The organism is Moritella sp. Urea-trap-13, assembly GCF_002836355.1.
Classification (GTDB): Bacteria; Pseudomonadota; Gammaproteobacteria; order Enterobacterales; family Moritellaceae; genus Moritella.
Genome location: NZ_PJCA01000027.1, coordinates 641,660 through 667,849 on the forward strand (window position 1 = coordinate 641,660; position 26,190 = coordinate 667,849).

A 26,190-nucleotide genomic window follows, 5' to 3' on the forward strand; every position below is an offset into this window, starting at 1 on the left:
TTATCGTAATAATCATGATTAGCTGGTGGTCGACTGCCAGCTATTTTCAGTCCCGAGCATATTAGTGCTTATCAATATTAAGTAATCATTGAACTGTTATGAGTTATCAAGTCTTAGCGCGTAAATGGCGCCCGCATAATTTTCAGCAAGTTGTTGGTCAACAACACGTGCTGACCGCTTTAGTTAATGCGCTAGAGCAAGACCGTTTACACCATGCATATTTGCTCAGTGGTACGCGCGGTGTGGGTAAAACCACCATTGCACGAATTTTAGCCAAAAGCTTAAATTGCGAGAAAGGCATCACCAGCACACCTTGTGGCGAATGTTCAACGTGTGTCGAGATCGATCAAGGTTGTTATGTTGACCTGCTCGAAATCGATGCAGCATCTCGAACCAAAGTGGAAGATACGCGTGAGTTACTTGATAACGTGCAATACAAGCCCGCTCGTGGCCGTTTCAAGGTGTACTTAATCGATGAAGTACACATGCTTTCTAAGCACAGTTTTAATGCGTTATTAAAAACGTTAGAAGAACCACCTGAATATGTGAAGTTCTTACTGGCGACAACAGATCCACAAAAACTGCCTATTACCATCTTATCGCGTTGCTTGCAGTTCCATTTAAAAGTCCTAACGACTGAGCAGATTTCTCAGCAGTTAGTGCATATTTTATCGCGTGAGCATTGCCAGTACGAATTGTCGGCATTAAATTCAATTGCGAAAGCGGCTGATGGCAGTATGCGTGATGCGTTGAGTCTAACCGACCAAGCATTATCCCATGGCGCAGGTGAAGTATTACACCAAACTGTGTTGGATATGTTGGGCACGCTCGATCACACCCATATGTTGCAACTACTGCGCTTAATTGTCAGCGGTGATGCCAATAACTGTATGGCTAAAATTGCCGAAGTTAGCTCATTAGGGCCTGACTTCGACCAACTGCACGTTGAGTTAGCAAGCTTGTTACACCGTATTGCCATGGCGCAAATTTTGCCATCATCCGTGGTTGATTCCGAGAATGCTGATAAAGTGAAAGCCTTGTGTGACGAGATGTCACCAGAAGATGTGCAGCTGTATTATCAAATTACCTTAACAGGCCGTAAAGAATTGCCGCTTGCACCTGATCCACGTAGTGCGTTAGAAATGACGATATTACGTATGTTAGCGTTTCGTCCACAAGGGCGTTTACAAGTGCCAGAGAGAGATGTGACGCCAGCACCTGTCGCCATTGCACCTGTTGTGACTGAGACAGTTGTGGTTGCGCCGGCTGAACAAATGCCTGTGCAAGCTCCAGCACCATTACAACAAGTACAGCAAGCAGCAGCGCCTGTCGCTCATGTATCTGCACCTGTAACGCAGACAGCTGTTATTCGTGAAGCTGATGAAGCGGTGACGAATTTAAATCTAGAGCAAGACGAGCTGTTACAAGCTGCGCAAGCGATGGGTCATGTCGAACCACAAAGTGCTGAACCACAAACCGCTGAGCTGCAAAATTATGCCGCTCCGCAAGTTGAGTCAGCAAGCGTGGCTCCGCAGGCTTATTCTTCGCCGGAAAATACAGCACAGAGCCATGCGTCTAGTGATGTAGCGCCGCAAGATAGTGTTGCGCCAGAATATGCGCCACAGCCAGTAAATACCGCACCGACACAAGCTGCGCCAATTCAACATGAACAAGTAAATACGACACAGCAACAACAAGCACCGCAACAGCAGAATCAAGTACCTGCGCAAGCACCGGTAGCTGAAAACAGTGTTGACCAAGGGCGTAAAACACGTAATTTTTTACGTAGTCGTTTAGGTACAACTGCAAAAAAGTCGACAGCGGCGAAGAGTGAACAGGCTCAATCGTCGTATGTACCGCCGAAAAAAGCGGTAGCACCTGTTATCCAGCATACACCCGCTATGCAGAGTCGTTTTAACGCCCCTGTAAGCCAACCTATGCAGCAACAAACACAGCAACAGTCTCCACCGACATGGGACGAATTGCCACCACTTGATTCGTATCAGGACCAAGGTAACTATCCAGACCAAGGACAATACCAAGATCCAGGCCCTGCTCATTATCAAGGTCAAGGTCGAGGTCAAGATAGCTATCAAGGTCAAGGCAATTCACAGAGCCAAGGGCAGGGGGGTTATAACAATCAAATACCTGCGCAAGGTTTTGCTGAACCAGCTGTTCGTCAGATCGATCGCTTTAGTCAGGTGGCTGTTGATATTAATGACTTGTCACCAGCGTTTCAGGGACAAAAATCGGCTAAATCAACGACCATTACACGACTAGATAACAAATTACGTGATGAAAATGATCCGTGGTGCTGTTACATCAATCAGATGAGTTTAGGTGGGCGAGTTCGCCAAATGGCATTGCACAGTGTAATGGAACATGAACCTGGTCGTGTTACTTTGACCATGAACCCAGACCAACGTTACGTTACCAATGACAAGTCTCGTCAGCAATTAACTGAAGCGCTTCAAGAAGTACTGTCTGAGTCTGTTGAGTTAGTGATTAACTTTGGTGAAAACCCAAGCAAATCAACGCCAGCGCAACTTGAAGAAATAATTTATCAACAACGCTTAGCGAATGCGACTAAAAACTTGTATGATGATAAGTATATTCAGTTCTTTATGAACCGTCTCGGCGCTGTCATTGATGATAGCTCAATTGTGCCGTTATAATTTTTATTGTGTTGATATCAATCGTTATCAACCTTGATTTTTTTCCAGTAATACCCATATAGTATGGATATTCAATGCGCAACAATCAGTATTCAGTTATTGTTGTTCGCGGTAGACAATAGAAAGAGAGTTTAATATGTTTGGTAAAGGCGGAATGGGCGGGCTAATGAAGCAAGCTCAACAAATGCAAGACAAGATGGCTAAAGTACAAGAAGATCTAGCTAACATGGAAGTAGTTGGTGAATCTGGTGCTGGCATGGTTAAAATCACTATGACTGGTAGCCACAACGTACGTCGTGTACAAATCGACCCTGAATTGATGGAAGACGATAAAGAGATGTTAGAAGATCTTATCGCTGCTGCAATCAACGATGCTGCGCGTCGTGTTGAAGAAGAAAACAAAACAAGAATGGCTGATGTTACTGGCGGTATGAAATTACCACCTGGTATGAAAATGCCGTTCTAAGTTGAAAGATAGATAATATCAGTCACTTGGTCCCTGCTTTACCTTTTGGGGTTAAGCTGGGGTCAAGTTGTCCTAGTTTTATTGCTAATTCATTTCTATAATCAGGGCGTTCTCCTGATATCCATTGCCCATAAATCTTTCTGATCATCCCCCAATCAGCATGTCCCAGTTGTTTCGCTAACCAAGTTGGATCTGCGCCTACCATCAACATTTGGCTCGCAAACGTATGTCTTAATTGATATGGTTCTCTGTGAATCAACTTTGCTTTACGTAACCAATTCTCCCATTGCTTTGGTGCAGTTGTTAGTTCTGGACATTTATAAGGTTTGTCACTTCGACTTAAAAATACTCGTCTGCGATTAACTACATCAGGCTTAGACAGTTTATAATAAATATTTTCAGCGATTAGCGATTTAAGATAAGTTTTTGCTTGTTGTCGTTTTAATATATCTAATGCGATTGGCATCAATTCCACTTTTCTTACTGAAGCAGCTGTTTTAGGTAGCTTTAATTGTCCCCCACGATTCAAGTTGTATTTGATATGTACTATTCCAGCGGCTAGATCTACATCTTCCCAGGCTAGTGCTTTCAACTCTCCAGGCCTAATACCAGTCCACGCTGAAAACTCGATCATATCTTTGCTTTGTTCAATATGTATAACATCTAACAGCCTGATCAATTCAGCTTGAGTAAAAGGCTCTGGTTTTTGATCGTCAATTTTTTCTTCTGCTTTAATTTTACGTGCACGATCGAACGGACTAATGCTAATTATGTCATCTCTGACCGCTTCTTTAATTATCCGTTGAAACAGTAAAGAGTAGTCGTTAACTGTAGATTGTTTTAGCGTTTTCAAACTTTCTTTTATCGTTTTTTCAATGTGAAGATGTGTCAGTTTAGTTATTTCAATATTGATAAGTTTATGCTTCGTTAACCATGTGTTTAGTGTTTTTAATTTTGATTGTACGCTGAGAGACAACTCGCCGTCTCTTTCCACTATATATTTAGTTAAATAATCTTTCACGGTTTGCTGACTTAAATTGTTAGCGGAATCAGCTGGGAAGTGCTTACGCCAAAATGCACTTGTGTCATTATCATATAGGCCGCTGGCAATATCCGCTCTTATAGAACCTAGTCGCGTTATTGCTACGTCTATGTTCTTCTTTGTTAGTGTTATACCAAGGCTTTTACGCGTTGGATTGTTCTGCCCAGGAAGCTTAAACTGTATACGTAAAGCACCGTTGTGCATGCTTACACCCCTAGCGTTTTTTAATTTTATTTCTAAGTCTTTGCTCATTTGATATTCCCTTATAATATTTTATTCAATTCTTTTAAGTTGATCATGATTGCGCAGCCCTTATCTTTTTGTCGCCAGACTATGCCTTCCGGATAATGCTCGTTAGATATACGCTGTATTAGTGCGTTGCGGCTGAGGCCGACGAGACCTGCCGCATGTTTAATTGACATCCAACCTGTGTGGCCATAATTTTTAGATAACTCTTCAACTTTCATATGCAGGTAGTTAACACTCGCCATTAGATTTTCTAAGTCAGTATTATTCATATTTAAATCAGTATTCATTAAGCACCTCGGTTTTATACATATTGATATTATGATTAAGATAGTAGGTTTTTTATTTTTGCCAAGGAGTTTTTCATGAAAATACAAATGAAAATCTTTATAAATCAATCGTATACTAATTTCATATGAGTATTGGTATACAATGAATAGTTTTTATGTGCTATCGAAAGAGTTAGGACTGGTGTTATAAAGCTAGAAATTGAATTCTATAAATTTGACAACAAGTATGTCTCTCATTACATAATCCAAGTAAATATATCAGGCAATAATCATCAAAAAATTAAGTTCAACTCATATATTTTAAAGGTAGTTTAATGGCGCTGCTTTGTTGGTATTTACGATAAATTGGTCTGGTGTAAGGGTATTTTCGTTATTTAAAACTTTTTGGTGTTTTTTTACTGTAAAAAATTTAAAAAGTGTCCTCTTGTTATATTTGAGAACAATAACATCTTTTAAAAGGCTATAACGTTCGTTTAAATTGAAATTTTTATCAATTTAAACGAAGTTAGGCCACCGCGCAGCGGTGAAATTAACCAGTACTAAGAAGGTTTTGATTCGGTAGGTATTTATTGATCATTTATTCACTTCAAATCTAATTATTTAATACTAATCAGTTGCATGGAAAATAAGTCATAAGTTAGCCTTGCTAGTTAAACGTTTACTTTAAAGGCTACGAATTATTTGTGGGTTCAATTAAGAAGGGCGCTGGGGTGCAATTGAGACTATAAACCTAAATAATTTTAGAAACTTTAGAGCAAAAGGTTAGTGCATAGTTGTCGATCCTGATCTTACAACCTTGGTAGGGGCTAATGGGGCATCTAAAGAGAGTGGAATTGGCAACTTGTTTAGATGCTGGCTTTGTTGGGTGTAGTAGCAGAATGGTAATCTTTTAAATGCATATTTTAATGAATCAATAAAAAGTAAATCTTTAAAAATCAGCAATTACAGTCTTAATGAAAGCGCGTAACTCGAAAATTCAATTTCGTTAGAATGGTAACTCACTCACGTCTTGCTCGTATCGGTTTGCCATTGATTTACTCATGTAAGGAGTAGGTGTGGTTTTTCACATAGCAACCGCTTACAGGGCCATACAAGATTAACAATGACCCGCCCGAAAAGAGGGCGGAAGTGAACCAGTTTATGGGAGTGAGGCTTCAGTGAGCCTTGTTAATCACTCGGTCTCTATTCGCGCAGCGGTATTAAAGATGTCTTTATATTAAGTTCTGTATATTGTGCATGTTTTTCATATCAGTTATGCGTTAAAATTGTTTAATACTCTTTAAGGCTCGTTACCATGACTCAAGTTATCAGAAGAAAACCTCGTAAAGAAACTAGCGAATCTAGTGCTGCTGCTTTTGCTGAAGCTGCGAAGAGTGCTTCAATACCGTTGAAGTCTAAACAATCCGATCAAGATCGAAATTCTGTCAGCTAATTCTAATCTTTTAAAATACTTATTTTAATGAATCTAGAAAAGTAAATCGTTAAAATTTACTAATAACAGTTCAATTAGATATCGTAATTTGAAAATGCGGTTTTCTGGCTTCAAGTGATCATTCTAAGCCGCTTTTTCCCCTTTTCTTGTTAGAGTTTCTACTCATTCATATTTTGTTCATGACAATTTCCCATACATTTTATCATGCAAAATTTATCAACTAAGTTAATCCTACTTACTGTGTAATGAAAAAGACTAGATAGGCTGATTTTATACAGTGTTATTGGTGTTTCGGTGAACGCAGTCTCAATTTGTCAAAAGGCAGTCAGGTTTATCTTGTAGCCTAGAATTAATGTCAATATACTCAATTACATAGCGAGCCTTGTATATAACTTATAAGACTAAATAATTTACAGGACGGCTCGTTTTCCCATAAGCATGTAATTAATAAATTTGAAGTATAATCTTATTTTTCAATTGATTAATCTACTTATATTGAGGTGAATGAATTTGGGGAATCGAGAGTCCTGTTATACAAATGTTATGTTTTTGGCGACAATCGACACAAATTTACGATTAAAAGATTTGATAAGCTTAACTAATCGGCAGTTTATCTATAAGGAGTATCATGAACCAGTTATCCAATATTATGTATAGAGAGAGTAACGGTTTTTCTTATTCGTATTTCGAAAATTACAGTGATGATTGTAATTGCATGTGGAGAAAAGTTACTGAACCTGAAAATGTCTACACGATCGAGCGTATAGATATATTACCTGAATTTCGCGGGAAAGGATTCGCTCGAGAGTTGATCAAAGATGCTATCAAACGTATTGAAGCCGAATGTCCGAAAGCTTGCGTAGAGATCACTGCTGAGCCAGATGAAGATAGTGGGATATCTGTTGAGAATCTAGTAGGTTTCTATGTATCACTTGGATTTGAAAAGTATCAAAACTTCGGCTCTCGCGTTCATCTTCGCTTGTATCTGGATGATTCAGTGAAACCGCATACAGTCTACGACTATCCGTTCCACTTCAAATAAAAACATAACGCCTTGCTAAGCGGCGTTATGTGAGTCTTGCATTTCGTGTGCGATAGTAACCAAATTAATTAACATAGTATCAAATGGAATCTTAAGGAATAGTTTTGGATAAGATTAGAGAAGAGTCATTTGTATCAGAAATTGAGCGACGTTTAATAGTTTCGTCGTTTGGTGAAAATAACAAAAATTGTGTTGTTGTTCGTCTTAATGATGATTTGACTGAGAAAAATAGTATTCAAGAAAGCACTTTTAAGCTTAGAGCTCATGGTTTCAAGGCAAGCATTACAAATGCCAAAAAGTCTTCATTTGTAATTTTGACAAACACTAAAGGTATTTCTTTAATTGGGAGCATCATTGATGTTGAACGACATGATTCATTAGAGGGGCGAATTAACATTTACTTTCGAGACCCTTGTCATATAGATACAAATGAATTGTCGAAACATATAACTTGGAATAATAGTAATCCTGTACGAACAATTAGCCTTTAATTTTAATAAAAATCACATAACAAGCCTCTAAATTAAAATTCACCAAGGCTATCATGCCATTTGCTGAGCAAATCGCCCGCCAGCACATGGCTTCACTTATTAGAGGGGCGTTATGTTTTAGGAGGATTAATGACGTCATGTAAACTGTGTGGAGATTCAGATGATTTAAAAAAAAGCCATATAATTCCTCGGTTTTTGTATCGATACATGCTGAATGTGACAGATGGTAATTTAACCCAATTTAATACAACACTTAACCTATGGCAAAAATCAAATCGGCAACTTAAGAAAAAACTATTTTGTTCTGATTGCGAGCAATTACTAAGTGATAACGAGTTGGAGTTTTCAAATATATTTAAACAGATCAATGCTAGTACCGATAAGACTATTTTTTCATATTTAGAGTTAGATAGTGAAGCCCTAAGTAAACTTGAGGTACAAGGTTATACCGAAGACGAAATAAATACGTGCCTAGAATCTAATCCAATTTATGAAAAAATATCTGTATTAGAATATTTTTCAATATCCTATATTTATAGAGAATTACTTAACAATTCTTACGATGTCCCCGAGAGTGAAATAATTCTACTTCAGAACTTTTTATTAAATAAAGGTGACTGTTCATTTATGCTTCATATCCGATTGCATAACTCAAAGCCTAGCTTTAATATGTTTTCAACAGCAATAGTTCTTGATGTATTAGATGACTGGAAACACTATGTATTTTATCTTCCAAATATGCAGTTTCATGTAGCTTTACGTGTACAGGGAACCCCTGAGCATATGGATAAAACAATAATTTTCCCTTCTGATTTTTTCGAAGATGAAATCGGTAGTGTCGAATTGATAAGAATGGCTCAAAAAGGTTCAAAAAAAGCCGCTAATTTAAAATAAAACATAACCAGTCAATTAAGCAGGACTAAAACAGTTGGCCATGCTCGTGCCTCGCTGATTTTGGCCAACAATTTTTAGCCTCTATTGAGGCGTTACATTTTAATCATTACTCCCAACTATACAGGTATTCAGAATAGTGACTTTTGTAGATATAAAGGATTTGGTTCAAATTGTTTTTTGGATTTTTGCCAGTTCAATAACCTTTTTAACTTATAGAAATATTAATAAATCTCTCCTCAGCCCAGTAAACACAGAATATCAAAAGCGTGTATTAGAAAATCTATCTGTATTGAGCAATAAGTTATTTTCAGAATTAAAATCAGGTACTCAGGACTATCGTGGGCACTCTTTGCAAATGCAACCTATTTGGAAGCAGATGCAAAGCTTATATATCGAAGACAAAGATTCCACGCGGGAAAATGGTATTGATATTTTAGATATCAACATAACAAGCGAATTCTTATTTTCACAAAACTTAGCTGATGAGGTTCGTTATGATCCATTTATACCCAATGAAATAAGGGAAGCTGTCACAACTTATTTAGATTGTAGAACTAAAGTTAGCTTTGATTCTACGGTATCTTCACTTCATGATACATTAATTAATATTGACAAAATAATAGAAGCTAACGGTGAAGTACCAAGTTCATATTTCGAGGAAGACATAAATATCTTTTTAGAAAATACTTATCTCGACTATATGGATAATAATGGTTTTAGTGATGAGATAATCGAAGAGATGAATAAGAATATAATGACCCAAATTCTTGAATATATAGACTCTTTCAATCCAAGGTTTAACAAGAATTAAAAATGTAATAAGGCGTTTAAAACGGAACTAAAACAGTTAATTAGGTTTCGCTCCGCTTAACATTATAACCAACAATTTTAGTCCGCTTAACGCGGCGTTATAGCTTCGGAGAGTTATGGAATACTTAACACTATTTAAAATGCCCAAGGCGATGAAAATAACCGGAAGGTCTTCGAGTATTACTAATTCATTTATAAACTCAATTATTCCAGTTATTGAGCCTACAAATGATGAGGTGAAACACGCCTTAGATATTCTTGAAATGGATCATTATTCTTTTCAATGCTCATATTGCGGTACCGTAGCAACAGAGTGGGATCATCTTCGCCCCTTGGTTATGAATAAAAAACCAACAGGCTATGTTTCAGAGATTCATAACTTGGTTCCAGCCTGCGGGAAATGCAATCAATCTAAAGGAAATAAAGATTGGCGAGTATGGATGATTAGTGATGCAGCCCTATCTCCAAAAACTAAAGGTGTTAGTGACATTCAAAAAAGAATGGAAAGGCTTGAGCGCTATGAAAATAATGAGGTTCCAACTAAAGTTGATTTCGAGTCTTTGGTAGGCAAAGAAAAGTGGGAGCAGCATTGGAAAAATTGGGAGGTTGTACAAGAAACTATGCGTAATGCACAAGTTTTAGCAACTGAAATAAACGAGACTGTAGCAAAGTCTTATACACAGCTATAACAAGCACCTGCAATCAGACTCCGCAAGTAGTTGAGCTGGGCGTTATACAAACATGGAGAATTACGGTGAGAATTGATTTAGATTTTTATAAATCACTATTTTTAGCATTTCTTGAATCCGAGAAAGCACATGTGACATACCATGACTTAATAGAATCAGGTGTAGAAGTCAGCATAAGGAATGATCTGAATGAAAAATTTATTTTTCATATGCAGCTGTGTATTGATAACGGATTAATAAATAAAGAAAAACAGGAGTGCCACAATCTTGAATCTCTTGGAATAGGTAGTTCTAAAAACAGTCAGTATATTATTGATATACCAATGAGGCTTAGTCAGAAAGGGCATGATTTTGCTTCGGCTCTTAATAATAAAGAAGTGTTCAATAAACTTAAATCAGAGTTTAAAGATATGCCTTTTAAAACAATTTTTGATGGTGGTCAGAAATTGTTAAACCATTTCCTTAAAAAGAAGATGGATCTGTTGCTAGCAGAGGCGTAAATGTTTGTAAAAAAGCGCTTAAAATGGAACTAAAACAGTGGGCTCAGTTTCGCTCCGCTACACATTATAGCCAACAATTTTTGTCCGCTTAAGTGGGCGTTACAAGAGGTATTAATGAAAGTAGACATTACGAATATCGTTGTTGCTTTGTGTTTGTCTATAGTTGGTTATTACTATGGGGCTTCGCACAGCAACATATTGATTTTTCTGATTACCACCGAACCTCCGCCAGCTTAAGCAGACGTTGAGGCATCGGTGCCGTTCGAATACTTGATACGATTAACTGCTCAAGCATATTCTTTAAATTAAACCGTCGATTAAACTTAAAGCAGAACTCTGCCAAATATCGAGGTAAATGCTTTTGGTTAATAGCATGATAAGTACCGTGCATTGAGTTTTTAACATTACTTATCATTGTATTAACCCATTTAAAGTAAGGCCAATCAACACTATCTGGGCCACCGCCAGTTACGACTGCAAGATGTAGCATCTCAGCATCTTTAACTCCACGAAAGCACGCTAGACCATCTGAAATAACTATCGCCTTCGGTGTGAGGTGAGCTTTAGCCCAACGCGTTATTTCTACTCTGTTGAATCCATCTACAGCGCTAAGACGCATACCAATCGGATGACCTTCATCATTGATTGATACAGCTGCAATAAAGGGGCGCTTTCCTTTGGCTCCACGGCCTCTAATACCACGTCTTACGACACCCCAGTAAGCATCATCTATCTGGACATAATCAGCTAATGGTATTTCATCATCTCGCTCTTTCATCGCTTGCATTAGCTTTTGCTTTAACCGCCAAGTGGCGTTATACGAAATACCAAGTAATCTTGATAGTTCAAGCGCTGAGATACCGTTCTTTTCTTGCGTTATAAAGTATATTGCAAGAAACCACGTTGTTAATGGCAACTTAGAATGAGCGAAAAGCGTTCCAGATATCAATGACGTTTGAAAATGACATTTATTACATTGATAAAGCGCTCTTGATTTCAGTTTACGGCACTTGTCGTGGTCACAATGAGGGCAGTGATAGCCCATCGGCCAACGCATATCGAATAAGTTATTGTGACATTGAATTTCAGTGCCATATTTATCAATAAATTGATGAATCGATATGCCTTTTTGAAACTGAACTTTATTTTTAGCCATGACCTAAACCTCATCACTACACTCATTTAAGTATAGTTTACGAGGGCTGAGCATTAGTGGTAATCAGATAGATTTAAAGGGTAGATTTATAGTGTTGTTTGTTTTCTTATTGCGATGTTTAAATCTTCTAATTGTTCTTTTTTACTATGACTCAAATAATCAGAAGAAAAGCTCGTAAAGAAAGTAGCTGCGAGTCTAGAGCTTTTGCCAAAGCGGTGAAAAGTGTTTCAATACCTCTGGAGCCTAAACAATCTGATCACGATCGAAATTCCGCCGGTTAAGTAAACGTTGAGGTATCGGTACTGTCCTCATTCTATGCTTGGATAAAAGCTCAGCGCTAAAGCACTACACAAACAAACAAACAAAAAATTATCCCTCTGGTATTTCCTGAAGCCAAACCTGACCAGTAAATTACACTGACTGATACGTAAGGTTGAATCGTCATCTTTTAGCATTCACATATTCATAAAAATACGCCTTTAAATATTTTGATGAGCAGTGGACATGAAATAAATAGTGTATAACTAGAAAATTCCTCACCTAGTGTTAGAGCTGTTACCATCCACAATATGTGTATATCATTTCCTATACATTTATTATGTATAATGAAAGTGCACTCGAATTATAAAAAGACATTCAGGTTTATCTCACAGCTCAAAATAACATCGATATAATCAGTAATATAGCTAGTATTTTCCATAACTTACAAGAATAAATAATTTAAATTATTGGTCAGCTTTCCTTACATAAATTATCAGCAAACTTGAAGTGTAATGTTATTCTCTATTGCTCTTTGTAATGGTAAATTAACTTGTAAATATAGACGTCCTACAAACTTAGCTTTGGAGTTGTGAAATTGAGAGTGCTTACTAAGTTTGATCCGAGTAACAGGAAGCTTCGTTATGTGGGGCTTTAAAAGCGCAAAAAAATTATTAACCACGGACCTAGTTTTTGATTTTGGTTCTTTACATACATATTTGAGGTTGAGTAATGATTGTAGGCCCCTTTTTCAGTGAAAAAGATAGCGAGTTGTTAAGGCAAGGAAGTGTTCGAGATTATTTAGGACTTCTACCTGTTTGGAGTAAAATAGCTAGAAAACTTGAACCTAACCTGTCTGGTGCCATCCGTTCTTACAAAGGGCTAGAAGCCGTTCTATTTATTTATTATCTTGAAAAAGAACATGGTACTGAGTCAGGAACTGAAAATAATAGTTTCCGGATATTTTTCCAATATATGGAAGCGCTTATTGAATACTATTTGTATTATTATTTAAAGATAGATCCATGTTATGGATCTCGTCTATTAAAAGGGAATAGTACTGATGTAGATATTAAACTATCTAGTGCGACGGCAGTTAACGGGCTTTATCAGTTTTATCGGGGTACCTGTCGTCGAGCTGGCATGTTATCCGATTCTTGGGTGTTGGATGAAACCGTAGTTGTAACGATTGAACCAATATGTACAGTTCACGGCCCTGGTGTTAATAATCTAATACAGTTAATTGAAAAAAAAATATTAGCTAAAGATATTTCAATTAAGCCATTTGAAGTATTTTCAGATGAGAAGATAGTCGCTTTATTTAAAGCTTTATTCAGCTCTGAAGAGTTAAAAACGTATATAAGGAATGCCCTATATGCAGATAATGATCTTAAATATTATGCAAGTGCTTGTGCTTCAGTACGCTCATTTCGAAAAAAACGAGGTGGCGATTCTGAACTTAATTTGGCACAACACCTAGAAACATATATTGCTGCTGATAATAAGCAGTGGCCATATTTTAGTGAACTTAAACATATCAAATACGCTGAACCATTCTTATCATTATTGGATGACAGCTTTCAGTTGTTGCATCTACATGATGGCCGAAAATTATCTGAGCTTGAATCTATCTTGATTGAAACAAGCGTTATACAGGTAGCGCAAGTTAAAGCCGTTGACTTCAAAAGAATAATATCAAGTAATGGCGATTATGAGACGAGCCGGTTTAAATTACTGTTTGGTATGGCTAGTTTACTAGCCAAGAAAGATGTGAAGTCATTCTTATTGGCATTACTTGAGTATCATCGAAGTATTATGAGCGCTCGAGGGGCAGGTGCTATGATCCTTCTAGAAGAGGGGCGGCTTCGTGTTACGTCTGAAATTCACAATTTAGAACAAACAAGATTGTTAGATTCAATTCGTGATAAAAGCCCCTGGAAAAATGGCTATTACATTAATATATCTGCCGGGATATACAATCAACTTAATGGTGTGAAATGAGCAATCATTCTTTAATACGTGATGCGTATCAGCAGCTATTAGCTATATTTGAGGGTGGAAAGGTAGAGTCTCTTTTGTTTACCAGTTTTAATTTTTCAGCCAGTTTCTTTGAAAATAATATCCTTCCATTAGCTGCCGGATGTCCTATGAAAGAAGTCGGAGATATGCAGGCTGCACAAGTTAATGAGGTATTAGAAAATACACAAATAACAGTTGTATGTGATCGTTCTACACTTCCTGAACCGAAAAGTAATTACCGTTACGGTCAGTTGGCCGTCGGTTTGAAGAACGCTTTCTTTCATCCCAAGATTATCCTGGCCACAGGCACCTTGGAAGATGGGACGCCTGTGGCTGAATTAATCGTTGGAAGCTGTAATCTGACGCTTAGTGGTTGGGGCCTAAATCGAGAGGTTGCAGGGGCCTGTACGGTGGGTAAGCAACAAGCTGATAATCTACTACCTCTTGTTCACTGGATATCAAAAATGGCCAAAGCTGAGGTTGATCGCCTTAACATTGATGATAGAGATATTAAAGAGGAGGGGAATGTTAGGCAAAACCTTAAATCTATAGAAACGTTCTTAATCGAAAACTGTCAGAAAGAAATCACTTTAAGCCCGCGTTTTATGCTGCGTTTACCCGATAGAAGGGCTGATAAAACCTATCTTGAGTTACTTACATCCGGTATAAGTCAGCCAATTAAATCTTGCAGGATCGTCTCTCCATTTTGGTCTAACCATGAAAACCTTAAGGCATTAATTGAGACGCTGAACAGTAAACATATTGATTTTGTACCATCAATTAACCATGAGGGGAGATATTGTTTTCCCTCGGATATGCGTGATTTCCTCACAGAATCTAGTTTTTCGAATGGTTACCAAGGGTTTGTTAATAATGATCGTTATACCCATGCAAAATCTGTCAGCTTAGTTACCAAAGATACGACACATTGTTTTATTGGTTCTGCAAATTTTACGAAAGCGGCTATGGGCAATATGAAGCAGGGTAATGTAGAAGCGATGTTACATTATCAACTAAAAGATACTACATATATTGATGCCGGTTTCATTAATTTAAATGGGACCACGATGAACTGGGCAGATGATTCAGATGCCGATGATCAAGTACCAACTGTTTCATCTTACGTAACCCATGCTTCTTATAATTGGAAAACACAAATCTTTATTTGTGTACTCGAATGTAGTGAGGATGCATTTAATCATGTTGAAAGGGGGCTGTTTAATCGTAATTATCTAGAATTTAAAAAACAAATAGATGGCAGCTACCTCACTATTTTGAAGTTGAGTGTTAAGCAACCTATATACTTTATGAAAATCTTATTTACCGATAATAATGAGCAGTGCGTCTACCAAGGATTAGTTGCTCAGTGGAATGCCGAGGATGATGAACTCATTTATAGCCCTAAACCTCAATTGTCAAAAATAATGGATGACCTCATTGCGCTAGACCCTATTAAGGGACCAAAAAGAAATGCTGGTAGTAAAGGCTCGATAAGTGAACCTGGAGAGGATGAGTATGAAGAAGAGAGATCTTTTGACTTTTTTACTATTTATCAAGCTTTTTATAAACAACGAAAATACTTTTTTGAGCATCCGGAAAAAGACCCTTTTAATAGCAGTTCGGTATTCTCTCTATCAGTAATGTTTCGAGCGATTAATCTTGAAATTGACAGTCGGACACCTAAATCTGGTGAAATGAATAATGAAGATGTTATTTATTATTTTATATTTCTTAGTGAACTGGCCTCAACAGTAAAAGAATTGGCAGCTAATTCAGAGTTTGGCAATGCAAATACTCTGATGGATAAAATTGAATTGACTGTATGGGAGTTAGAAACCCCATTTAAAATATTGGTTAGTGAATCGAGAATACTGAAGCAGTTTCTGCATACGGAATCTATTGGTGAGAGTACTGTCGACGCAATATTAGGATGGTTCAAGAAACAGGTGGATTACACTTATGAATAATTCAATTAAAGATAAGTTAGAGTCAGAAGCCTCATATATTCGCCAATATATAGCCTTTGATGGGAGTGGTAATGACGATCACACTGATCAAGCTAAAATGCAAAGTATGGGGGTTGCATCGTTGTGGCACCGAATTCAAGAAGATGGTTTTGCATATTTAGCCGATGAAGTAGGTATGGGTAAAACCCGCCAAGCAATGGGAGTTATTGCAACTCAGTTTTTAATAAAGCCTGATTCTCGAGTTGTGGTAATTTGTCCCGGTAGGCCGTTACAAGAGCAGTGGAAGTCAGAGTGGAATTTATTTGTATCAGGCTGTTTACGTGTTAATGATGGCATTCTGAAATCAGCCTTGGATAATAGTGTTAGTAAGCCTTTAGCTTTACATAATCGTTTATCAGAATTTGCCAGTTCCTTATTACTGGATGATGATCGGATACATCTTTTACGTTATTCTTCATTCAGTCGCCCAATTGGCTTTAATGGTAAGGACTCTCAAGAACAGATTAAAACTCTGTACAAGCAGAAATTAAATGAAATTGGCATTGCAGATATCAATGCAAAAGAGGATGAAATATTTAATTCAGTTGATATGAAAAGTAATGACTGGAAAAAGGGATTAACGGCTTGCTTAAATACCCAATATGCCGAACAAATACAAACATTGTTTAATGAAGATACTCGGCATATTGATCTTATTGTTTGTGATGAAGCGCAGTATCTTCGCCATACAAGGAACTCAAGAAATAGACACTTAAATTTATCGCTAGCCTCTAAACCTAATAAATGGCTATTTTTAAGTGCTACTCCATTACATAGTGGTCAGAGTGATATAAAAAGTCTTGATTATTATATTTGTACACATGAGCGAGACAGTAAAACCCTCGAGTGCGCTATCGAATCATGCGTTAATATTAGTGCCAGAATGAAAGGAACATTTAAAGGCCAAAGTAAGACTGATGTTATTGATGTATTAGATGATTTCCTCGTCAGGCGACCTCGGCATTATAGCGACTCTGCTAATGAAGATTATGACAAGGTTAGTTATCGTAGCTATAAAACTGATGCGGCGATTGCAACCAATGATGCATTTTCAAGCATGGTGACAGCATTGGTCCAAAAACGTTTGGTGAAGTCTTTAACTGGTAAAAATAATAGGTTCCGCCAGGGTGAGTGTTCGTCTTTTGAATCTCTAGCCAGTTCTGTAAAGAATATTGTTCGTAAGAATATTGATGGTATTTCATATACAAAAACAGAAATGGAGCCATCTGGAGGTGTTTCTGAATCAGATGTACCCCCAGATCGTGGTGATATAGATCAGTTGAATAAATCACTAAGGCAAGTACTGATTGATAACAAGCTTGCTACTGAATCAGATGTAGAATTAAAGAATATTCCACATCCAAAACTCTACCATGTTGCCGATCAATTAGTGGAGAAAAGTCTGAAAAATGCACCGAACCATAAAACACTGGTGTTTGTAAGGCGTCTGGCAACCGTGGAGGAGTTGATTGATTTATTGAAGCAACGTTTTCAAAAGTTGATTGATAAGCGAATTGATGATTGGCCATCCATTATTGATAAAATTCAGTTGGTTGGTGGCAATAAGCCTACGTTTTCAGGATGTAATGATTTCTGGAATATGAATGACCCTGATGAAGACGCAGGGCCTATTCAGGTGGCACAGGAGAACGGCGACTCTAATTTTATAGAGCCTGATCTATCCTACTATAAAGCAATAAGCCAGAAAAGTGATAAGCAAGAACGTAACGGTATGCTGTATTCATTTTTAACACGCTTATTACAACCGACAAGTAATGATGGTAAAAGAAAAAGCCCTTTAGCGTTTTTGGTTCCGAATGAAGAAGAACAATATAAACACTGGGAGTCTCCACTATGGCACAGCCTATTGGATGCCATTTTTGATGAGGGTGAAAAAAAACCTGATTGGCTGAAACAGCAAGAATATACAGTGGATATATTGATGCTTAAACGCTGTATTCTACAGAGTATGCGTCGTTCAGATCTCCTGGTCGATCTTTATATTTTAAACGGATTCATCAATATTGAAGGCATTAACACTTTAAGCGAAAAGCTTATCTGGATCCTGAGAAAGAGCAAGGATGGTCAACTCAAATCAATATCTATTGACCTACACAAATATTTAAATAATTGGCGACAGCGACTTAAACAGTGGTGTATACACTTTGAACTCATTAAATCAAAGTGCTTCAAGAGTAATATTACTGATATTGATGCTGAATTTAGCCGCATGGGGCCAGTTGTAGGGCGATCAGGAAATATTTCAAATAAATATGCAGTAACTCAATTTAAAATGCCTTGTTATCCCAATATTTTGATATGTACAGATGTGCTCAAAGAAGGCGTCGACATGCACCTTTTCTGCGATGAGGTTATTCATTACGGAGTCGCCTGGACCTCTGGTGATCTAGAACAACGTATAGGTCGTGTGGACAGAGTTAATAGCTTAATCAATCGGCGTATTAACCAGCATTCGGGCGACAGAGATTCTGCCCCTAAATTAAAAGCAGGATTTCCTTACCTGGCAGGTACTTTGGATCAATATCAGGTGATTCGGGTTGTGAATGAAAAGATGTTAAGTGATCTCCGTATGGATTTTGGTAAGCGAGAAAATGAGATTAAAGATATATCAGTTGATGATATTTTTAATAATTCGGCATCAAAAAAAGAGCTTACTCTAACGCTTAAAACGCGAACATTTATCCCTAAATCATTACTACTTGAGAAGGCATTACTTAAAGATAATAATTTTCCTTATCGTGATTGTAGTGTGCATGAACAATTGATGCGATATGAATCTAAACAAAAAAAGAATATCAATGTAAAAGATATTTATCCACTGCCTGCATTAGTTGTTGAGCATACGAACCCTAAAATACAGTCATCATACAATAAAATATTGGGTGATAACCTCAAAACAAAATGGGAATACAAAAAAGTAAAAGGAAAGATGAAGTGGATAGAAAACTACGAAGTAGTGATACCGCTATCTTTATCAGATAAAGAAATGGATTCTGTTGTAGCTGGTTTTGGACGTTCCAACTGTATGTTGGAGCCGACACCAATATTTTTGTTACCTGAAGCAAAAAGTTTTGAATTCAATAAAACCTTAAATACTCTTGCTATGATTGTTACGCATGAAGCGCCTTTTAAGCAAACGATAGATAGAAAGCAAATGGTTATGCTTGAGCGAATTGGAAATTTGTTGTTAGTCAGATCTCCAATTGTATCTATTGAAGATCTTGGGCTTGATGATAAGGAATTAGCTGTATGGATAGGTAAGCAAAATAATAATCGGAAATGGGGGTATATTAATGACCATAAAGATGTCATTTGGTATTGCTGCTTAATCGCTTATCCCGAAAAATTTGGGGCTACTTTTGATAAACTAACACACCATATTTCTGCAACGGCAGATCGCCTTCAACAGCTGTATACGGCACAAGATAAAGAACGCTGGACCTATAAGGCAAAAAATTCTTTTAAGCTGATGAAGGGAACTGCTGTTAATAATGACGACATCATTAAAAAAATAAGAGTGGATAATAGCTTCCGCTCTGGTATTGCTCGTTGGTATAAGGACGTCTTTGAACAGGTTGTTACAAGGCTTGCAGAGAACGTCGATGTAAGAGAAGGGCATGTTACTGAAGTACTTAATCACATATTCAAAAGTGATAAATTATTACGGGATGGAACAATTAATTTATCAATGCCAGAAAAACCAGCATTACGCTTTTGTTTACAATCTTTTCTTGATATGAGTAATAATTCTATTGCTGGAATGACCCCTGTGGAACCTATGATTGTATGGGAGTTAGGTATTAGCACTTCAACAAAGGGAAGGCCACCAAGATTAATTATGGATGATTATCAAGATCTTCCCCACATGGAGGACTGCGGGAATTGGTCAGTGGTTGAAACTTTTAACAGTGTTAAAGTCTACACTTGTCAGGATGATGAAAAGCAGATGCGCTGGTTTGTCATATATCACCCAGCGTCCATATTGGATGGAAGGATTGAGTTATTTCTAAATTCTTGGATTCATGTTCTTCAGCGAATGAAAGGCAATACCTCTAAATTCATGAAGCAAGCTTGTGCTAATGATTTCAAAGATTTCTCAATAGATGGTAGTGATAAATTTGTTGAAGATAGTTAATGAAATAGAATTGGGTCCGCCGGGCATACACTCTTGTTAATGCTCTAGGTGATGAAATACGAGGGTTTTGCGGGTAACGAACCTGCTGGCCTTATGAGGTTGAAGAAGATCATTAACACTGCTCAGAATCTGCGTGTGTAGTCTGCTAGTATAGAAATTGGTCATTTCTTCTCTATGATTGCAGTTCTGGCTTCCAAAATACAGTTTAAGAGACTGTATTAGTACATGCAGTTAGTAAATAAGTTTAGTTGGTCTATAAAGGGCTCATATTGGCGCTGTAGAGCGTTTTGGTCAATGGGTCCTGCTTCATGAGCGTTTCTTGTGAAACAGAGTCTTATGCACTCACAGAACGTATAACTACGTTGCTGTTTTTATGGCGTGTTATCTCAATTATCAGGCGTGAGGTGGATCCAATTAATAGCTTCTTTATGATTTATGGTAATCCATAAATGGTTCATGATATTAGTGAAATATTACACAGAATATTTACGTCATAAAATTGGACTGTTCGATATGATTTATCAATAAAAATTGAATGCTTAATTACATATTATTTAATTATGTGCTCACTCTATGTGAGAGTGGAAAAAATGGACTTCGCAGTACTAGAGTGTGAGTGTTTTGCGATTTATCTGCCATCCATGGCAATGAATCTACCATCTGTGGCGATGAATCTGCCATCCATGGCAATAGAATTAATTGCTATAAATTGACTTAGGTGCAGGATCCTGATTTTCACGCTAATTCCTCCTTATATTAGTTATATAATATTTATAATTGTTATAATCGTTATAATAGTTATAACATATTTAAGAGGTTTTAAATAGTAACTCAAACGAGTAATTTATATTTAAATTACTGTTTTTATTGACAAAATTATTATTTTTAATATGAAATGTCTTTATTGTATAAAATTTTACTACTTATTTTTCACTGAATACCCAAGTGAATTTTTTGATTTTTTTCACAGTGACAACGACACATACTTAATAATATTTTAGTTAACGTTGATATTTAAACACACGATTACGATCGTACTAACTCTTCAATTAAATTTTACGAATCTGAAGTGCCATATGAGTATGCCCTAATGAAACCGCTATAGTAAAACTACTTAAACGAAACCGGATCGATTAACTCGGTTACCTTATCTACAATGGCAAACTTTAAAAGCACGTATTCAAGATAAGGGCTTTACAATTGTTGTAGACCAGCCTATGACACACTAAGCACTCGCATCAAGCCAATCTGAGATCTCAGCAATACAGCAAGCACTAACAAGCTTCATGTTAGACCTGCTATGGCGCTTGATGATTATGAGACAAGGCTGAAACGTCAAAAACAAGGAATAACAAAGGCTAAAGCAGAAGGTAAATACAAAGGTAAGCAAATAAATATTGAATTACATAAAAATATTAAAACTATGCTTGCAGGTGGGTTGAGCTACACCGATATACAAAGTGCACTTGGTTGTTCTCGGGCTACGATCGCGCGAGTAAAGAAATTACTGTGATGCAAAAATTATCATATAGGTAAAAAGTGGTTATCCCATGATGTATAAAACCACATTAAGCTTTTTTAGATTCCCTTCATTATTTATCAGAACTATTTATGAATTCAAATTGTGGTATTAACTCAGATGCGGGACATCCAATGGCCTGGGCGATACGGCATAGCTTTTCTACTGATGTAGATACCGATCCACTTTCAATCCTACTCATATAACTCGGTGTAATATCTGCTCTAGCTGCAACTTCTTGTTGGGTTAGATCTTTTTTAATTCTGGTGATCTTTATCTGTTTTCCAAACGTTTTAGCAAAATCATCCATTTATAAAAACCTTTTTTAAAGAAAAAATGATCTCATACAAACGTATTATTATCGATATCACATATGGTAATAAGTTTCCATATATAGCAATAATGTACTATGTTTATAAACTTGAATCGTACTTTTATTGTTTAGATCTATTGAACCGGTGAATTTATGGGAATTGAAAATGAGTTAGTGGCATTTCTTGAAAGTAATATCAAAGACGGGGTGAATAAGCCCAGAGATATTGAAATTATAAAGTTTTACTATGGATTAAAAGAATCTTCTTGGCCAACGCTAGAGGAGACGGCCAAAATGTTTTCAATCGGCAGTAGGGAGAGAATAAGACAGTTATTAAACGCTAAGTTTAGAGACTATGTGAACAACAATGATATTCCATCGCTTGATAATTTTGTGAAAATATTACAATCCAAAGAATATTGGCTGGTGTCAGAATTCGAAAAAGAAATTCATGCGACTGGATTAATAGATCGAGATACTCACATAAAAGGCATATTCAACCTTATTGAAGACATTGGCATTTTTTGTGGCTTCGAAATTTATAATTCAGATCTAAAGAGGTCAACAAGAAACTCTTACACAGCCAACAGAAATAGTTTTTTGATTAAAGTTGTAGACATAAAAGAAGTGATAAAACTTCTAAATAAAGCAAAAGGGCTAGGTCGGTGTGGTGTTGCGAATTTAAATTTTTTAGAAGATGATCTTGGTAATTATTATCAATTAATTTGGTCATTGATTGATAACTCTCCTGCATCTTGGATCAAAATAGATCGAGATGATCATTGGTATGTTTTTGAAAATAGAGAAAATACTCTTGTTAATTATAGTGAAAAAGTTTTTTTAGTCATCGACAGTTGTGATCCAAGTATCTTGGCTACGATTTATAAGAATGCTTTGTCTGGAAGACAGCATGAATACCCCTATCCACCTGTTGAGATTATTGAAGATTACTTAAAAGGCTCTGCATATTTTGTTAATACTGGGTCTGAACTAACATTTACAGGGGAAACTACAAAATTAACTGACATTGAAAAAGATTTAATTTTATTTTTTGGTTTAAACACTACTTTATCTTTTTCGACCCTAGATAAGCACCTAACAGAAAAAGGTTACGGAAAGCCACATATTAGTAAAGCTACAAATTATTCGCCTCTTGTATTTGTAGATAAAAGCCAAGGTCTTAAACATCATGTATATAGCTTAATTGGCCAAATGAAATCAATATCAAAACTTCAGACTGCTTTAAATTTATATGAATCGTGTGTGTTTAGATTGAGCCCATTTCTTAATACTGGGACTGATAAAATAAGAAATAATACGACTAGGAGAGAGCAGTATATTCTTCAAGATTGGCTGTTTAAAGATAAAGAGCATGAAAGTTGCGCGTTGTGTGGAGAGGAGTTCAGTGTTAATACTTTGGTGGTGGCCCATAAAAAACCAAGGTCTGAGTGTAATGAGATAGAGCGATTAGACCCATATATTGTTATGCCATTGTGTTTAATGGGCTGCGATCATCTGTATGAAAAAATGTATGTATATATCGATGGCGAAGAAGTTAAACGTGGAATTGAGTTTTCAAATGTGAAAGCTGAATCTGACTTTATTGAAGCCTTAATTGGACGAAAAATTGATTCAAAATGGCTTTTAGGTAATAAGGCTTACTTTCGGTCTCCTAGCAAGAAATTGTTGCGGACAAATTCTTGATGTTGCATTCAATCAATTCTTATTGATAACAGATGCCTTGTTACTACATTTACTGGAAGACTTCAGGGTTTTTATGAGAAAGAATGATGTTTATGAATATATCCTTTCTTTGAAAGGAACTTTGGATCATGATTTTGGTTGTGATGTGAGTGAAGTTCAGCAGCGAATTGATGATGCATATAGCTTATTTTTTGGAAAGGCAATCTGTGTTGTTACGGATTGGGTCTGGATAGATATTGAATTGACTAAAGAAGAAATGAGACGCTTCCCAAACGATTTAAAACCAATGCTTTTGTTTGCAGACACTATCCTAAGGGATTCACCAAACAGAGGCATAGACTGGGTTATAACTTCAATGCTATCAGAATATCGACATCCAGGATTATTTGTGACGAGAAATACTTGTTATGTAATAGTAGGTCTGGGACTAAGATGCAAATTATCGTTTAGTGATTTTGCTTTACTTGTGAATACCCGCCAAAAGAACCGGCGGAAGTAAACCAGTTAACTAAATATGAAATTACTGGTGTTACTCTACCACTGGTTATCTATTCGCGTAGCGGTTAAATTCCAACTCATTGTAAAAAGAACCGTAATAACACAATATGGATTCAGATCATTTTACGCTGTCACTGTTCTGGTATTGGAACTTTTGTCATATATGCATTATTAATTTAAATTACTTATGGGGTAACCCCTTAGATAGTCTGGTTTTATGTGTTGTCCAAAATGGACGGAGTAAACCATGATCTTGTGGTCGTTTTGACTCCAGTTAAGTTACTCGCCCTTAATGAACGCCCTTGTTACTCGAGCTAATACAATGGTATTATCAATTCTGTTTTCGTATTGAGAATTATTATGATTTGCTTGTCGAATGAAGCAACTTTAGTTAGAGATGAGTTAATTAAAAGTGGTCTTGAAACACCGATGGTGAATCCATCCTTTTTAACCTCAAAGCAAAGGAAAGACGGGATTGAAAGCCACTTTGTCGAAATACTTAAATTATTAGGTCTAGATCTTACAGATGATAGCTTAGTTGAAACGCCTTATCGAATTTCAAAAATGTACATTAATGAGTTATTTTCAGGACTTGATTATCAGTCTTTTCCTAAAATAACGACCATAGAAAATAAAATGCAAGTAGACGAAATGGTGAAGGTTTCTGATGTATCGTTAACAAGTACTTGTGAACATCATTTTGTGATAATTGATGGCTTTGCTACAGTGGCATATATTCCTAGAACTAAGGTGATTGGTTTATCTAAAATCAACCGTATTGTGCAGTTTTTTTCGCAGCGACCACAAGTTCAAGAGCGTTTAACTCAACAAATACGCGTTGCACTGCAAGTACTATTGGAATCGAATGATGTTGCCGTTTCTATTAACGCTACTCATTATTGCGTTAAGTCTCGTGGTATTATGGACTCATCAAGTTTTACAACAACAAAGTCTTTAGGCGGTGTTTTTAAATCTAAACCCGAAATAAGAGCTGAATTTTTAAGTTGTAAATTATAATGGTCACTTTGACTAACTCACTAATTAATATTATTTTTTGTTTAGGAATGCCGAATGCAGCTATTTGTAGATAACCTTACCGTTATTGATTGTTCATTATTAACATCAGAAAAAGGAATTACTGGTGAAAGTTTTAATGTAGATTTAATTTTAGGTGGAAACTTAAATGACGAATCTATGATTTTCGATTTTGGTTTAGTAAAAAAAGCGATCAAGAAAATTATTGATGATGAGGTTGATCATAAACTGGTGATCCCTTCTCATAATAAAGGCCTTAAAGTTAATGACTGTGGCATTAATCAGCAAGTTGACTTTAGCTATGCTGATAGCAAGCATGTGTTTTTAAATAGCCCTAAACAAGCATTTGTGTTTATGGATACTGATGAAATAACAAAAGATACTATTAAGCAGTATTTAGAAGAAAAAATATTAAAATTATTACCATCGAACATAACTTCAATTGAGCTTAATTTGCATCATGAAGTTATCGACGGGGCAAGTTTTAGATATTCGCATGGATTAAAAAAACATTATGGTAATTGCCAACGTATTGTTCATGGGCATCGCAGTCGTATCAAAATATTGCACAATTTAGAGCGACAAGCGCACCTTGAAGAATTGTGGTGTGAACGATGGGAAAATATTTATTTAGGTACTGAAGAAGACATTGTTGCTTTGGACTGTGTGTCATTATCACCGTCAGCACTCCAACACATTAATGATGCATATGTGATTTTTTCATACATTGCACCACAAGGTAAATTTGATTTAGCGATTCTGAAAAATGAAGTTGAGATATTACCTGTTGATACAACGATAGAGAATATTTCTGATTACGTTGCAAATCAAGTTGCTCAACTACATGATCTCGATAACGTGAAAGTGCATGCTTATGAGGGGATTGGCAAAGGTGCAATAAGTAGTTAATAAATAAGTGGCTGATGATATGGACGTAGATGTTGTATCA

General features: G+C 36.5%; 20 protein-coding genes. 16 read left to right on the forward strand and 4 right to left on the reverse strand.

All coding sequences use genetic code 11. The features are described from left to right. Positions 1-98 precede the first annotated feature (98 nt). Entirely contained in the window at positions 99-2,675 is a 2,577-nt protein-coding gene (dnaX, locus tag CXF93_RS05715; protein WP_101061451.1) for a DNA polymerase III subunit gamma/tau, read from the forward strand. Positions 2,676-2,811: 136 nt separating this feature from the next. Further along, positions 2,812-3,141: a YbaB/EbfC family nucleoid-associated protein gene (locus CXF93_RS05720; protein WP_101061452.1), complete on the forward strand. Its 330-nt coding sequence runs from the start codon at positions 2,812-2,814 to the stop codon at positions 3,139-3,141. 22 nt (positions 3,142-3,163) lie between these two features. On the opposite strand, the gene CXF93_RS05725 is transcribed toward CXF93_RS05720, so the two are convergent. Then, entirely contained in the window at positions 3,164-4,435 is a 1,272-nt protein-coding gene (locus CXF93_RS05725) for a tyrosine-type recombinase/integrase (RefSeq protein ID WP_101061453.1), read from the reverse strand. Positions 4,436-4,446: 11 nt separating this feature from the next. Further along, positions 4,447-4,719 carry a hypothetical protein gene (locus CXF93_RS05730; RefSeq protein WP_101061454.1) on the reverse strand — a complete coding sequence of 91 codons (273 nt, stop codon included), beginning with the start codon at positions 4,717-4,719 and terminating at the stop codon, positions 4,447-4,449. Positions 4,720-6,779: 2,060 nt separating this feature from the next. Here CXF93_RS05730 and CXF93_RS05735 point away from each other — a divergent pair. From CXF93_RS05735 to CXF93_RS05760, 6 genes are all read left to right on the forward strand, one after another. After that, positions 6,780-7,193, forward strand: coding sequence for a GNAT family N-acetyltransferase (locus CXF93_RS05735; RefSeq protein WP_101061455.1), 414 nt, complete (start codon positions 6,780-6,782; stop codon positions 7,191-7,193). Between the two features lie 104 nt (positions 7,194-7,297). Continuing rightward, positions 7,298-7,684, forward strand: coding sequence for a hypothetical protein (locus tag CXF93_RS05740; RefSeq protein WP_101061456.1), 387 nt, complete (start codon positions 7,298-7,300; stop codon positions 7,682-7,684). Between the two features lie 129 nt (positions 7,685-7,813). Further along, positions 7,814-8,578 carry a hypothetical protein gene (locus tag CXF93_RS05745; protein ID WP_101061457.1) on the forward strand — a complete coding sequence of 255 codons (765 nt, stop codon included), beginning with the start codon at positions 7,814-7,816 and terminating at the stop codon, positions 8,576-8,578. A 136-nt stretch (positions 8,579-8,714) separates the two neighbouring features. Continuing rightward, on the forward strand, positions 8,715-9,389 hold the full coding sequence (locus tag CXF93_RS05750; RefSeq protein WP_101061458.1) for a hypothetical protein: 675 nt from the start codon (positions 8,715-8,717) through the stop codon (positions 9,387-9,389). A 115-nt stretch (positions 9,390-9,504) separates the two neighbouring features. Continuing rightward, entirely contained in the window at positions 9,505-10,077 is a 573-nt protein-coding gene (locus CXF93_RS05755) for an HNH endonuclease (RefSeq protein WP_198551593.1), read from the forward strand. A 65-nt stretch (positions 10,078-10,142) separates the two neighbouring features. Next, positions 10,143-10,577, forward strand: a complete 435-nt coding sequence (locus tag CXF93_RS05760; protein ID WP_101061459.1) for a DUF2513 domain-containing protein — start codon at positions 10,143-10,145, stop codon at positions 10,575-10,577. Positions 10,578-10,788: 211 nt separating this feature from the next. On the opposite strand, the gene CXF93_RS05765 is transcribed toward CXF93_RS05760, so the two are convergent. Beyond that, a complete protein-coding gene (locus CXF93_RS05765; RefSeq protein ID WP_101061460.1) occupies positions 10,789-11,733 on the reverse strand; it encodes an IS1595 family transposase in 945 nt (314 codons plus the stop codon). Positions 11,734-12,723: 990 nt separating this feature from the next. Here CXF93_RS05765 and CXF93_RS05770 point away from each other — a divergent pair. From CXF93_RS05770 to CXF93_RS22065, 4 genes are all read left to right on the forward strand, one after another. After that, positions 12,724-13,992 (forward strand): hypothetical protein, encoded by a 1,269-nt coding sequence (locus CXF93_RS05770; protein WP_101061461.1) that lies wholly within the window; start codon positions 12,724-12,726, stop codon positions 13,990-13,992. Beyond that, positions 13,989-15,977 carry a hypothetical protein gene (locus tag CXF93_RS05775; protein ID WP_101061462.1) on the forward strand — a complete coding sequence of 663 codons (1,989 nt, stop codon included), beginning with the start codon at positions 13,989-13,991 and terminating at the stop codon, positions 15,975-15,977. The genes CXF93_RS05770 and CXF93_RS05775 overlap by 4 nt, the downstream gene beginning before the upstream one ends. Further along, on the forward strand, positions 15,970-20,172 hold the full coding sequence (locus tag CXF93_RS05780) for a DEAD/DEAH box helicase (RefSeq protein ID WP_101061463.1): 4,203 nt from the start codon (positions 15,970-15,972) through the stop codon (positions 20,170-20,172). The genes CXF93_RS05775 and CXF93_RS05780 overlap by 8 nt, the downstream gene beginning before the upstream one ends. Positions 20,173-21,472: 1,300 nt before the next feature. Next, complete coding sequence (locus CXF93_RS22065; RefSeq protein WP_198551594.1) at positions 21,473-21,685, forward strand: Trp family transcriptional regulator; 213 nt, start codon at positions 21,473-21,475, stop codon at positions 21,683-21,685. Between the two features lie 79 nt (positions 21,686-21,764). Here the strand turns inward: CXF93_RS22065 and CXF93_RS05790 are convergent, their stop codons facing one another. After that, positions 21,765-22,001: a helix-turn-helix domain-containing protein gene (locus tag CXF93_RS05790; RefSeq protein ID WP_101061464.1), complete on the reverse strand. Its 237-nt coding sequence runs from the start codon at positions 21,999-22,001 to the stop codon at positions 21,765-21,767. Between the two features lie 156 nt (positions 22,002-22,157). Between CXF93_RS05790 and CXF93_RS05795 the strand changes: the two genes are divergently transcribed. The 4 genes from CXF93_RS05795 to CXF93_RS05810 all read left to right on the forward strand — a co-directional run bounded on the left by CXF93_RS05795 (position 22,158) and on the right by CXF93_RS05810 (position 26,150). Continuing rightward, positions 22,158-23,708, forward strand: coding sequence for a hypothetical protein (locus CXF93_RS05795; protein ID WP_101061465.1), 1,551 nt, complete (start codon positions 22,158-22,160; stop codon positions 23,706-23,708). A gap of 73 nt (positions 23,709-23,781) precedes the next feature. After that, the gene (locus CXF93_RS05800) at positions 23,782-24,207 is read left to right on the forward strand and encodes a hypothetical protein (RefSeq protein WP_101061466.1); all 426 of its coding nucleotides are present in this window, start codon (positions 23,782-23,784) and stop codon (positions 24,205-24,207) included. A 362-nt stretch (positions 24,208-24,569) separates the two neighbouring features. Next, on the forward strand, positions 24,570-25,223 hold the full coding sequence (gene folE, locus CXF93_RS05805) for a GTP cyclohydrolase I FolE (RefSeq protein WP_369832197.1): 654 nt from the start codon (positions 24,570-24,572) through the stop codon (positions 25,221-25,223). Between the two features lie 54 nt (positions 25,224-25,277). Then, entirely contained in the window at positions 25,278-26,150 is an 873-nt protein-coding gene (locus CXF93_RS05810; RefSeq protein ID WP_101061468.1) for a 6-carboxytetrahydropterin synthase, read from the forward strand. Positions 26,151-26,190 lie beyond the last annotated feature (40 nt).